The 12,331-nt window shown below is 61.9% G+C and carries 13 protein-coding genes; 10 read left to right on the forward strand and 3 right to left on the reverse strand.

Annotation, left to right across the window (positions count from 1 at the left end):
• Positions 1-79: 79 nt before the first annotated feature.
• On the reverse strand, positions 80-1,357 hold the full coding sequence (locus DBR46_RS25430) for a serine/threonine transporter (protein ID WP_124528449.1): 1,278 nt from the start codon (positions 1,355-1,357) through the stop codon (positions 80-82).
• A gap of 385 nt (positions 1,358-1,742) precedes the next feature.
• Between DBR46_RS25430 and DBR46_RS25435 the strand changes: the two genes are divergently transcribed.
• The 4 genes from DBR46_RS25435 (at position 1,743) to DBR46_RS25450 (ending at position 5,423) form a co-directional block, all read left to right on the forward strand.
• Positions 1,743-2,267 (forward strand): cysteine hydrolase family protein, encoded by a 525-nt coding sequence (locus DBR46_RS25435; RefSeq protein ID WP_124528450.1) that lies wholly within the window; start codon positions 1,743-1,745, stop codon positions 2,265-2,267.
• A gap of 228 nt (positions 2,268-2,495) precedes the next feature.
• Positions 2,496-3,449, forward strand: coding sequence for a 2-hydroxyacid dehydrogenase (locus DBR46_RS25440; protein ID WP_124528451.1), 954 nt, complete (start codon positions 2,496-2,498; stop codon positions 3,447-3,449).
• A 129-nt stretch (positions 3,450-3,578) separates the two neighbouring features.
• Positions 3,579-4,646, forward strand: a complete 1,068-nt coding sequence (locus DBR46_RS25445; protein WP_124528452.1) for a phosphotransferase family protein — start codon at positions 3,579-3,581, stop codon at positions 4,644-4,646.
• Positions 4,647-4,655: 9 nt separating this feature from the next.
• Positions 4,656-5,423 carry an SDR family oxidoreductase gene (locus DBR46_RS25450; protein ID WP_124528453.1) on the forward strand — a complete coding sequence of 256 codons (768 nt, stop codon included), beginning with the start codon at positions 4,656-4,658 and terminating at the stop codon, positions 5,421-5,423.
• Here DBR46_RS25450 and DBR46_RS25455 read toward each other — a convergent pair whose 3' ends face one another.
• Positions 5,424-5,867 (reverse strand): carboxymuconolactone decarboxylase family protein, encoded by a 444-nt coding sequence (locus DBR46_RS25455; RefSeq protein ID WP_124528454.1) that lies wholly within the window; start codon positions 5,865-5,867, stop codon positions 5,424-5,426.
• Positions 5,868-6,011: 144 nt separating this feature from the next.
• Between DBR46_RS25455 and DBR46_RS25460 the strand changes: the two genes are divergently transcribed.
• From DBR46_RS25460 to DBR46_RS25470, 3 genes are all read left to right on the forward strand, one after another.
• Complete coding sequence (locus tag DBR46_RS25460; protein ID WP_124528455.1) at positions 6,012-7,445, forward strand: PLP-dependent aminotransferase family protein; 1,434 nt, start codon at positions 6,012-6,014, stop codon at positions 7,443-7,445.
• An 85-nt stretch (positions 7,446-7,530) separates the two neighbouring features.
• On the forward strand, positions 7,531-7,812 hold the full coding sequence (locus tag DBR46_RS25465; protein ID WP_124528456.1) for a putative quinol monooxygenase: 282 nt from the start codon (positions 7,531-7,533) through the stop codon (positions 7,810-7,812).
• Positions 7,813-7,908: 96 nt separating this feature from the next.
• On the forward strand, positions 7,909-8,310 hold the full coding sequence (locus DBR46_RS25470; protein ID WP_124528457.1) for a cupin domain-containing protein: 402 nt from the start codon (positions 7,909-7,911) through the stop codon (positions 8,308-8,310).
• Between the two features lie 147 nt (positions 8,311-8,457).
• Here the strand turns inward: DBR46_RS25470 and DBR46_RS25475 are convergent, their stop codons facing one another.
• Entirely contained in the window at positions 8,458-9,087 is a 630-nt protein-coding gene (locus tag DBR46_RS25475) for a DNA-3-methyladenine glycosylase I (RefSeq protein WP_124528458.1), read from the reverse strand.
• A 217-nt stretch (positions 9,088-9,304) separates the two neighbouring features.
• Here DBR46_RS25475 and DBR46_RS25480 point away from each other — a divergent pair, with 217 nt between their 5' ends.
• From DBR46_RS25480 to DBR46_RS25490, 3 genes are all read left to right on the forward strand, one after another.
• Positions 9,305-10,630: a C4-dicarboxylate transporter DctA gene (locus DBR46_RS25480; protein WP_177414125.1), complete on the forward strand. Its 1,326-nt coding sequence runs from the start codon at positions 9,305-9,307 to the stop codon at positions 10,628-10,630.
• A 170-nt stretch (positions 10,631-10,800) separates the two neighbouring features.
• On the forward strand, positions 10,801-11,502 hold the full coding sequence (locus tag DBR46_RS25485; RefSeq protein ID WP_105521795.1) for a FadR/GntR family transcriptional regulator: 702 nt from the start codon (positions 10,801-10,803) through the stop codon (positions 11,500-11,502).
• 17 nt (positions 11,503-11,519) lie between these two features.
• Positions 11,520-12,206, forward strand: a complete 687-nt coding sequence (locus DBR46_RS25490) for a GntR family transcriptional regulator (protein ID WP_124528461.1) — start codon at positions 11,520-11,522, stop codon at positions 12,204-12,206.
• The last annotated feature ends 125 nt before the right edge of the window (positions 12,207-12,331 follow it).

A 12,331-nucleotide genomic window follows, 5' to 3' on the forward strand; every position in this document is an offset into this window, starting at 1 on the left:
TTCACTGACCCACCGCATTCGCGAGCAAGCCCGCTCCCACATTTTTAGACCTGCTGTGCCTGGAAGACCGTACTCAGGCTCAAGCAATCAACGAATAAACCACCGCCGTAATCGCCACCAGGCCGACCGCCGTAACGAACACATTGGACGCCTGCCCACGGTACTTGGCCATGGCCGGCACCTTGCGAATCGCGTACATCGGCATCAGGAACAGAATCGACGCAATCACCGGGCCGCCCAAGGATTCGATCATGCCGAGGATACTTGGGTTAAGCGTGGCGACAATCCAGCACACCACCAGCATGAACGCGGCGGTCATGCGGTCCAGGGTCTTAGGTGCCGGGCGGCGGCCGGTCTTGACCACCAGGCCCTTGAGGCCTTCGCTGGCGCCGATGTAGTGGCCCAGGAACGACTTGGCAATCGCCACGAACGCGATCAGCGGCGCGGCGAAGGCGATGGTCGGGTTGTCGAAGTGGTTGGCCAGGTACGACAGGATCGACAGGTTCTGCGCTTTCGCTTCGGCCAGTTGCGCCGGCGACAAGGTCAGCACGCAGCTGAACACGAAGAACAGCACCATCACCACCATCAACAGGTGCGCGCGGGACAGGATCTGCGAGCTGCGTTCATCGGCATGTGCGCCGTACTGGCGCTTCTGGTCCACCGCGAAAGCCGAGATGATCGGCGAGTGGTTGAACGAGAACACCATCACCGGAATCGCCAGCCACAGGGTGCTGAGCAGCGCCGAGGGCTCCGGCACCACGCTGGCGGTGCTGAGGATGCCACCGGTCCAATGCGGGATCAGGTACACCGCGAGGAACAGCAAGGCGACGATAAATGGATACACCATCAGGCTCATCGCCTTGACGATCACTTGCTCACCGCAACGCACCACGGCCAACAGACCGAGGATCAGCACAAACGCCAGGATCGCCCGCGGCGGCGGCATGATGTGCAGTTGGTGCTCCATGAAGCTGCTGACGGTGTTGGTCAAGGCGACGCTGTAGATCAGCAGGATCGGGAAGATCGCAAAGAAGTACAGCAGGGTGATCAGCGCGCCGGCGGTGATGCCGAAGTGCTCTTCGACCACGTCGGTGATGTCGGAGCCTTCACGACCGGACAGGACGAAGCGGGTCAGGCCACGGTGCGCGAAGAACGTCATCGGGAATGCCAGCATCGCCAGGATCAACAGCGGCCAGAAACCGCCCAAGCCAGCGTTGATGGGCAAAAACAAGGTGCCGGCGCCAATGGCCGTGCCGAACAGGCCAAGCATCCAGGTGGTGTCCTGGCGGCTCCAGCTTGTGAGGGTTGCAGGTGTCGATGCATAGCGTTCGTCAACGCTATTGGCCTGATCATTCATCCGGTCGGATCTCCGCATTTACACGGCCGGGACGAGTCAGAAAAACCTGACAGGCAGCGCCCCGACCATAGAAGGGGCCGGATTGTCCGGGATTCTTGTGAATAAGCAAAGACTTAGCTGAGGAACGGTGGCGTGGTATATCGACACGCCGCACCCAAGCCAGACACATTTGTTGACAACCTGGCGTCGATCTCAGCATGATCGGGTCATGAACTTTATTCAGCTGCACCTCACCCGCACCACCACCACGACCGCTATCGGCGGGTCGCGCGGTGGCTGTGGGTGGTCAAGCTAAACACCCCACAGATTCAACCCAAGGCCCCGCCAGCAATGGACGGGGCCTTTTTATTGCTCCGCCCACCTGGCAATCTCAAGGAGCAACACCATGGCTGACGCCCTGCTGATCATCGACATGCAAACCGGCCTCTACGATGGCCCGGAGAAGCCTTTTGAGCGCGAACGCGTACTCGCCACCATCAACCAACTGATTCAGCGCGCCCGCAACGCCAGCGCGCCGATCTTCGTCGCACGCCACACCGGCCCAGAAGGCTCGCCCATCGCAGCGGGCAGCCCGCTCTGGCAGCTGTGGCACGGCCTGGACGTGGATGAATCCCGCGACCATCTGTTCAATAAAACCCGCCCCAGCTGTTTTCTGGGGACTGACCTGGCGCAGCAACTGAATGCGGCGCAGGTCAATGAGCTGGTGATTGTGGGCATGAAAACCCAGTTCTGCATCGACACGACTTGCCGAGTGGCGGTTGAACTGGGGTATTCGGTGATACTGCCCGAGGATGGCCACACCTGCATGGACACCCCGGCGTTCAACGCGCAGGCGATCATCGAGCACCACAATGCGACGTTGGCGGGGGCGTTTGTGAAGCGGGTCAGGGCGGCTGAAATCAGCTTCTGACAATGCTGATCCTGTAAAAACAGAAACCATTGTGGCGAGGGAGCTTGCTCCCGCCGGACTGCGCAGCAGTCCCCGGCTCTTCAGGGGCGCTTCGCACCCCAGCGCAAGCAAGCTTGCTCGCCACAGGAAACTCACGCCGAAAGGGAAACTTTTCTCCCCCCAGCAGCACGTTCATTCTCACAAATCCCGCATACTCCCCTCCTCAAACCCTTCAGGAAGAGCCTTCCGATGTCCACCACTGTCCTGGTTCTGGTTGAAACCATCAACGAATACCTGCACATCATCGAAAACGATGACTTCCACGTGATCCTGGCACCAACGCCCGCCGAACGCGCCCAGGCCATCAAGGCCCACGGTGGCCAGATCAAGGCCGTGCTGACCCGTGGCCCGCTGGGTTTGTATGCGGAAGAAATCGCCGCCCTGCCCCTGCTGGAAATCATCTGCGTGATCGGCGCCGGCTACGAACATGTGGACCTGCAAGCCGCCAGCAATCGCGGGATCGTCGTCACCAACGGCGCTGGCGTGAACGCGCCGTCGGTCGCCGACCACGCCATGGCGCTGCTGCTGTCGCTGGTACGCGGCATCCCGCAGACCGACGCCGCCGTACGGCGCAACGAATGGCCCAAGGTCATGCGCCCGTCCCTGGGCGGCAAGCAGTTGGGCATTCTCGGGCTGGGCGCCGTGGGCCTGGAGATCGCCAAGCGTGCAGCCCTGGGTTTCGGCATGGAAATCAGCTACCACAACCGCCAGCCGCGCGATGACGTGGACTACACCTACTGCGCAACAGCCGTGGAATTGGCGCGCACCTCGGACTTCCTGATCCTCGCCACGCCCGGCGGCGCAAGCACCCGCCACTTGATCGATCGCCACGCCCTCGACGCACTCGGGCCGAATGGCTTCCTGGTCAACATCGGACGCGGCAGCGTGGTCGTCACCGCCGATCTGGTGGCCGCCCTTGAGCAACGCCGCATTGGCGGCGCGGCGCTGGACGTATTCGACGACGAACCCCAGGTACCCGACGCCCTCAAACGCTTGAGCAACACCGTACTGACCTCCCATGTCGCCGGCCTGTCGCCGGAAGCCGCCCACGACACCGTGCAGCGTGTGGCCGACAACCTGCTGGAATACTTCGCCGGCCGCCCGGTGCTCACGCCGGTCGCCTTGCCCCCGCCCGCAAAATGACCGATCAGGCACGCTGATTATCACCCAACACGCTAACCTATTAAGCCGCCCCGACCTTGTCGCTGGGCGGTGGTGCGCATTAGATTAGGAAATAGTCCGAGGCCTTTAGAATAAGCAGAAGGGATAAGCATGGCGCTGAACGACCAATCGACCCAGATCCGAGCAGGCGAAGAACTTGATGCCAGCCTGATCGATCCCTACCTCAAGGCCCATATCCCCGGCCTGAGCGGCACGCCGACCATCAGTCAGTTTCCGGGCGGTGCGTCCAACCTCACTTACCTGCTGGAATACCCTGGCCAGGAATTCGTCCTGCGCCGCCCGCCCTTTGGCCACAAGGCCAAGTCCGCCCACGACATGGGCCGCGAATACCGCATTCTCAACCAACTCAAGGACGGCTTTCCGTACTGCCCCAAGGCCTACGTGCATTGCACCGACGAGTCGGTGATCGGCGCCGAGTTCTATGTGATGGAGCGCGTCAACGGCATCATCCTGCGCTCCGACCTGCCGCCCGAGCTGGGCCTGGACGCGGCCAAGACCGAGGCGCTGTGCAAGAGCTTTATCGACAAGTTCGTCGAACTGCATCAGGTGGACTACACCGCGTGCGGCCTGGCCGACCTGGGCAAGCCCGAAGGTTATGTGGCGCGGCAGATCAGCGGCTGGAGCGATCGCTACGAAAAAGCCCTGACGCCCGACGCCCCGCGCTGGGAAGCCGTGCGCGCCTGGCTCAACGACAAGATGCCGGCCGACCACCCCACTTCCAGCATCGTGCACAACGATTACCGCTTCGATAACGTGATCCTCGACCCGCACAACCCAATGCAGATCATCGGCGTGCTGGACTGGGAGCTGACCACCCTCGGCGACCCGCTGATGGACCTGGGCAACACCCTCGCCTACTGGATCGAAGCCGCCGACCCGGCACCGGTGCAACTGATGCGCCGCCAGCCGAGCAACGCCCCCGGCATGCTGACCCGCCGTCAGTTCGTGGACTACTACGCCGCACGCGCGGGCATCCAGATCGACAATTTCGATTTCTACTACACCTACGGCCTGTTCCGCCTGGCGGGCATCGTGCAGCAGATCTACTACCGCTTCTTCCATGGCCAGACCCAGGACAAACGCTTTGCGCAGTTCATCCACATGAACAAGCTGCTGGAGCAGATGAGCCTGAATGTGATCGCTAAATCAGCCCTCTAAGGAACCCCCATGTCCAAGACCAACCTGTTCGACCTCGACGGCAAGATCGCCTTTGTTTCCGGCGCCAGCCGTGGCATCGGCGAAGCCATCGCCAAGTTGCTGGCCCAGCAAGGCGCCCACGTGATTGTCTCCAGCCGCAAACTCGACGGTTGCCAGCACGTGGCCGACGCGATCATCGCCGAGGGCGGCAAGGCCACGGCCATTGCCTGCCACATCGGTGAAATGGAGCAGATTACCCAAGTGTTCGCCGGTATCCGCGAGCAGTTCGGCCGCCTGGACATCCTGGTCAACAACGCCGCGACCAACCCGCAGTTCTGCAACGTGCTGGACACCGACCTCGGCGCGTTCCAGAAGACCGTGGACGTGAACATTCGCGGCTACTTCTTCATGTCGGTGGAAGCCGGCAAGCTGATGCGCGAGAACGGCGGTGGCAGCATCATCAACGTGGCGTCGATCAACGGCATCTCCCCGGGCGTGTTCCAGGGTATCTACTCGGTGACCAAGGCCGCCGTGATCAACATGACCAAGGTGTTCGCCAAGGAATGCGCCGCGTTCGGCATTCGCTGCAACGCCCTGCTGCCGGGCCTGACCGACACCAAGTTCGCCTCGGCCCTGGTGAAGAACGACGCCATCCTGAAAACCGCGCTGGCGCAGATCCCACTCAAGCGCGTCGCCGATCCGAGCGAGATGGCAGGCGCGGTGCTGTATTTGGCGAGCGATGCGTCCAGCTACACCACCGGCGTTGCACTGAATGTGGATGGCGGTTTCCTGTCCTGATCACGCATTCGGCGGTTGCTGGCGAAAGCTCACCGCCAGGCGGTTCCAGCCACTGATGCTGGAGACCGCCATGGTCAGGTCCACCAGTTCCTCTTCGCTGAATTCCACACGCACGGCGGCAAAGAGTTCATCCGACACCTGTGAGGTGGGCAGCATCGCCACCGACTCGCTCCAGGCCAACGCGGCCTTCTCCCGCGCCGTGAAAAACGGCGAATCGCGCCACACACACAACGCAAACAAACGCCGCTCGGTCTCGCCGCGCTGGCGTGCCGCCATCGAGTGCATGTCGGTACAGAAGCCACAGTGATTGAGTTGCGACACGCGGATCTTGATCAACTCCAGCAAGGGCTGTTCGATCGACAGGCCAAAGGTGTTCGCCTCCAGCATCAACATGGCCTTGAGCGCTTGCGGTGAAGCCGTGTAGTAATCCAGACGGGGTTCCATGGGGTGCATCTCTGAAATGACAACCCAGCCTAGAACCCCCACGCCATAAGCCCTATAGCCAATCGGCCGGTTTATGCGCAGACCATTTTGCAGCCACCGCGCCAGCGCGTAGTCTTGGCGCAGACTGAAGCCTTGGGATACAACATGGAACTGCACGTCGTGATCAACGGCCGCAAGGATCTGGCCGAACAGCTGTACCAGCAACTGCGCGAGGCCATCAGCTCCGGGCGCCTGGCCGCCGGTGCACAATTGCCGCCCAGCCGCTTGCTGGCCGAGCAGTTGGGGGTGTCGCGCAAGACCGTGTCCGACACCTACGCCACCCTGACCTACGAAGGCCTGCTGGTGGGCAAGACCGGCCGCGGCACCTTCGTCAACGCCCATGCGCCGCAGGCAGAACGCCAACAATCGGCCACCGACCTGGCCTGCGCTGCCAACCTGGCAAAGTGGGCGTCGCTGCCCTCGCCCATGCGCCACCCCACGCGCGACAGCACCTTGCGCTACGAATTTATCGGCGGCGCCACCAGCCGCAATCAGTTCCCCCAGGATGAATGGCGGCGCTGCACCCAGGATGCATTGCGGCGCATTGCGCAAAACAGCGGCTTCTACAGCCAGCCCGAAGGCTTGCCCGCGCTGCGCAGTGCCATCGCCGGGCATATCGCGTTTTCGCGGGGCGTCAAATGCCGTGACAGCGACATCGTGGTCACCAACGGCGCGCAGCAGGCGCTCGACCTGATCGCCCGCGTGGTCCTGGAACCGGGCAGCATCGTCGCCATGGAAGACCCCGGCTACAGCCCCGCACGGCAGCTGTTCATGGCAATGGGGGCCAGCGTCGCCAGTGTGCCGGTGGACGAACAGGGCATTCAGGTTGACCAGATTCCCGATGGCACACGGTTGATCTACGTCACGCCGTCCCACCAATTCCCCCTCGGCATGCCCATGAGCCTGTCACGCCGCGAAGCCCTGCTGGCGCGCGCCTTCGCGCTGGGGGCGATCATCATCGAAGACGACTACGACAGCGAATTCCGCTACGAAGGCCGCCCCACCGATTCCCTGCAAAGCATGGACACCCGCGGCGTGGTGACCTACGTCGGCACCTTCTCGAAAACGCTGCTGCCCGAGTTGCGCCTGGGCTACGCGGTGCTGCCACCGGCGATCCATGGCGCCGTGCTCAAGGCCAAGCAATTGACCGACCAGCACAGCTCCACGTTGCCGCAGTGGGCGCTGGCCAAGTTCATCAGCGAAGGCTACCTGCTCAAGCACATCCGCCGCTGCCACACCGTGTATGCCGGGCGCCGCGAGCGCATCCTGCAACGGCTGGCGGGGGACTTGTCGCCCTGGTTCGAAGCGGTGCCCACCGTGGCCGGGTTCCATATGGCGGCGTTGTGCAAGGGCTCGATCGATATCTCGCTGCTGATTCAGCTGGCGCGCCAGGTCGAGGTCGGCTTGTACCCACTGGACGTGTTTTTCCATGACGCACCGCTGCGCCCGGGCTTGATCATCGGCTTTGGCGCCATCGAGACCCTGGACATCGACCCGGCCCTGGACCGGGTGCGCGATATCCTGCAGCAGATTGGCTAGGGGATTTACCGCCGGATTGGTCATTGGTACTGGCACAACAAGGCTCTAGCCTGTGCACTGACACCCGTCCCCGGAGACCATCGCCATGCCTGCCTGTGCCTTCAACACTGTCCATGTCCGCGCCATCGCCGGGCGCTCCAGGGAGCTGGGCGAACGCCTGCAACTCATCGCGCAAGCCGTGCGCAACAGCCCTGGCTGCCTGGACTACAACGTGTGCCGCAGCCCGCTGGACCTCAACCAGTGGACCGTCAGTGGCCACTGGGCCTGCGCCGAACAACGCAACGCGCACTTCGCCCTGCCGGCCCTGCAAGGGTTTATCGACCTGACCGGCGAACGCCTGGCCAGCCGCCTGGTGTTCGACCATTAAGGCATTGGCCTCCTGCACTTCACCGGGATTGGTTATTGGTGACCCCAGCCACGCGGCGTAGGGTGGACAGGTCTCGAACTATTCGGAAACCTCGCCATGAAACGACTGCTCGCTGCCTCCCTGATGCTCGCCGCCCTCAGCGCCTTTGCCCATGAACCGGTGTACAACCAGGAATCGATCAAGGTCTTGCAGGAACACACGCTGACCAATGTGCCCGGCAAGAAAACCATCATGCTCACCGTGGACTATGCACCTGGGCAAGCCACCGTACCCCATAGCCACACCGGCACCGCCGTGGCCTACGTGCTGGAAGGCGAAATCACCTCGCGGGTGAATGATGAGAAGGCGGTTACCTACAAGGTTGGTGAATCGTTCTATGAGCCGGCGGGGTCGCGGCATTTTGAATCGAGCAATGCCAGCCAGACCAAACCAGCCAAGTTGCTGGTGGTGATGGTGCTGGATGATAAGGCCGAGGTGCTGACCCCGCTGCCTAAGTAACCAGCCCCCAAAATTCATGTGTGTGCAGGATTGTGTGGGAGCGGGCTTGCTCGCGAATGCGGTGGGTCAGTCGAAGTATTTGTGGCTGACAGTCCGCATTCGCGAGCAAGCCCGCTCCCACAGGTTGAATGGTGTGCTTTCAAGGATTCAGGGGCGTTTGAACTGGCGCCGTAACTGCTCGATCCGGGGCCGGCAAGCGCACCCTTCCAGATGATCATTGACCATCCCCATCGCCTGCATCAACGCATACATCGTGGTCGGCCCCACATAGGTCCAGCCGCGTTTCTTCAGCGCTTTCGATAAGCGCACCGAAGCCGGCGAGGTCGGGTTGCCCGTCCAGTACGCCATATCCACCCGCGCCGGGCGCTCCGCCTCACCCGGTTCAAACGCCCATAACCAGCGCGCCAACGACCCCGTCTCATCCACCAGCTCACACGCCCTGCGTGCATTGTTGATGGTGGACACGATCTTCGCCCGATTACGCACGATGCCCACGTCCTGCATCAGCCGCGCGATATCGGCCTCGCCGTACTGCGCCACCCGGCGAAAATCAAAGCCCTCGAACGCCGCCCGGAACTGCTCGCGCTTGCGCAGGATGGTGATCCACGCCATGCCTGCCTGGAAGCCTTCCAGGCAGATCTTCTCGTACAGCTGAACGTCATCCGCCACCGGCACGCCCCACTCGTGGTCGTGGTAATGCGGGTATTGCGGCGCCGACGTGCGCCAGGCGCAGTAGGTCTGCCCGTTGGCGTCGGTGGTCAGTCCTGGTATGTCCATCCATCACCTCGTAGGCCCAGCGGCGGATGATAAGCGAAAAATTTTCCAGGGCACTAACCGCTCAAACATCGCCCTCCCCGACCAACTGGTCAGACCGGGTCCGGTCAACCACCGAATTTTTACTTGTGATTTCAAAAAAGCCGAGCGTAGACTGGCCGCGCACTGGACTTACCGGTAAGACCACAACAATTAAGCCCTGGAACCACCAGGGCACCGAATAGAGATCCCTCCCATGCTCAGATGGTGCTCGCGTTCGATTTTCCTGCAAGTCGTGATCGGCCTGATGCTAGGCGTTGTTTGCGGCCTGGCCCTTCCCGAATTCTCCACACAACTCAAACCCCTCGGCGACGGTTTTATCAAGCTGATCAAAATGCTGATCGGCCTGATCGTGTTCTGCGTGGTGGTCAGCGGCATCTCCGGTGCCGGCGACTTGAAGAAAGTCGGGCGCATCGGCCTCAAGTCGGTGATCTACTTTGAAATCCTCACCACCGTCGCCCTGGTGATCGGCCTGGTCATGGCCTTCAGCACCGGTATTGGCCAAGGCGCCAATATCCACCTGGAGCAATTGTCGTCCGCCGGTCTCAATGAACTGGCCGACAAGGGCCAGCACATTCGCGGCACCAGCCAGTTCCTGATGGACCTGATCCCCAACTCGGTGATCGGCGCCTTCGCCGAGAACAACGTGCTGCAAGTGCTGCTGTTCTCGGTGCTGTTCGGCAGCGCGCTGAACCTGGTGGGCGAAGCGGCATCGGGCATCTCGCGCCTGATCAACGAGCTGAGCCATGTGATCTTCCGCATCATGGGCATGATCGTGCGCCTGGCGCCGATTGGTGTGTTTGGTGCGATCGCCTTCACCACCAGCACCTACGGCCTGGACTCGCTGCAACACCTGGGCAGCCTGGTGGGCCTGTTCTACCTGACCTGCTTTGCCTTCGTCGGGCTGATCCTCGGCCTGGTGATGCGCCTGTCGGGCCTGCGCATGCTGCCACTGCTCAAGTACCTGCGTGAAGAACTGCTGATCGTGATGGGCACCGCCTCCTCCGACGCCGTGCTGCCACAGATCATGCGTAAACTGGAGCACTTGGGCATTGGCAGCTCCACCGTCGGCCTGGTAATTCCAACGGGGTATTCGTTCAACCTCGACGGGTTCTCGATCTACCTGACCCTGGCCATCGTGTTTATCGCCAACGCCACCGGCACGCCGCTGTCGATGACCGACCTGATGACCATCCTCCTGGTGTCGCTGATCACCTCCAAAGGTGCCCACGGCATTCCGGGCTCGGCGCTGGTGATTCTGGCGGCGACCCTCACGGCCATCCCGGCGATTCCGGTGGTGGGCCTGGTGCTGGTGCTGGCAGTGGATTGGTTCATGGGCATTGGCCGCGCACTGACCAACCTGATCGGAAACTGCGTCGCCACCGTGGCGATTGCGCGCTGGGAGAAAGACATCGACCTGCAGCGTGCCAACAAGGTGCTTGAAGGGCAGCAAGGGTATGCCTTCCAGGCCAAGAAGGCGGTGTTGCCGGCGCATCAGGAGTTCTAATCCATTTCATGAGCGACGCAGGTCCAATGTGGGAGCGGGCTTGCTCACGAATGCGGTGGTTCAGTTGGAACATCTTTGGCTGACACCCCGCTTTCGCGAGCAAGCCCGCTCCCACATTTAGACCTTTGCCCATTTCACTATTGTGTTTGCAACATAAAGGAGAGGTAGACGTGATCAGCACCTCAACCGTCGTCAATTCAGTGGTAGAAAAACTCCGCGCCGCCTTGGCGCGCGGCCAGTGGCGCCGCGGTGAAATGCTCCCCGGGCAACGCGAGCTGGCCGAACAAATGGGCATCAGCCGCCCGAGCCTGCGTGAAGCGGTGATCGTCCTGGAAACCCTCGGCCTGGTGCGCTCCATGCCCGGCAAAGGCGTGGTAGTGCTGGAGACCAGTGTCAGCGAACCACAATCCAGCGACGCCGTGGCCGACGCGAGCCTGGAAGATATCCTGCAACTGCGCTACACCCTCGAACCCTTCATCGTCGGCCTCGTCGCCCAATCCATCAGCAGCAAGGAAGTCGGCCAACTGCGCCTGACCCTGATGGACATGCGCGAAGCCCTCGACGCCGAAGACGCCGAGGCCGGCATGAACGCCTACATCGGCTTCCACGAAGAACTGTTCGCCCTGACCTCCAACCCGATCTTCCAGAATGTGGTGCAGCAAACCAGCAACGCCCTCAAGCAGAGCGCCCAGGTGCTGCGCAACTCGCCGGAGCACCTGGCCGAACGCCTGCGCGAAAACGAGGCGGTGGTGCGCGCCATCCGCAACAAGAACAGCGCCCTGGCCAGTGCCGAGATGCGTCGGCACATCCTGCAGGAAGGCCTGCGCATGGGCATTCGCTTGAACATCCCGGATGACCATCTGGGCAGCTGATTTATTGGAGACCGGCCATGACCGCTTACGCGTTGCAACGCGACCCTATCTTCCCTGCCCTGCGCTTGATCGCCGGTAAAAAGCCCTCGGTGGACGACATCTACCCGCGCCTGTTCGACGCCATCCTCGAACAACGCATTGCGCCGGCCAGCCGTTTCACCGAAGAGAGCCTGGGCGAGACCTTTGGCGTCAGCCGCAGCGTGATCCGCCGGGTGCTGGCGAAACTGTCGCACCAGCAGGTGATCATCCTGCGCCCCAACCAGCGTGCCCAGGTGGCTGCACCGGATGCCCAGCAAACCCGGCAGATCCTCGAAGCACGACGCCTGACCGAAATCACCGTGGTGCAATTGGCCTGCGTGCACGCCACGCCCACGCAACTGCGCCAGTTACGCGAGCTGATCGCCCGCGAACGCGAGTGCATCGAGCGCGACCAGCGTGGGCCGGCGATTCGGTTGTCCGGAGAGTTCCACCTGCAATTGGCCGCGATGGCACGCAACGCACCGCTGGCACAATTCCTCAACAGCCTGGTGCCGCTGACGTCGTTGGTCATTGCCCAATACGAGGCGAAAGCCTGTACTTACTGCGCATGGCAGGAGCATATGGTAATTGTGGATGCGGTAGAACAACGAGATGCTGCGGCAGCCGTTGCATTGATGACCCGACATCTGGACCATCTGGAATCGAAATTGCTCAAGCACCACTGAACCCAAGTAAATAGAGATCCAAACTGTGGGAGCGGGCTTGCTCGCGAATGCGGTGGTTCAGTTGGAACATCTTTGACTGACACACCGCATTCGCGAGCAAGCCCGCTCCCACATTTGCCCCTCAT

Source organism: Pseudomonas sp. KBW05 (assembly GCF_003852405.1).
Taxonomy (GTDB): domain Bacteria; phylum Pseudomonadota; class Gammaproteobacteria; order Pseudomonadales; family Pseudomonadaceae; genus Aquipseudomonas.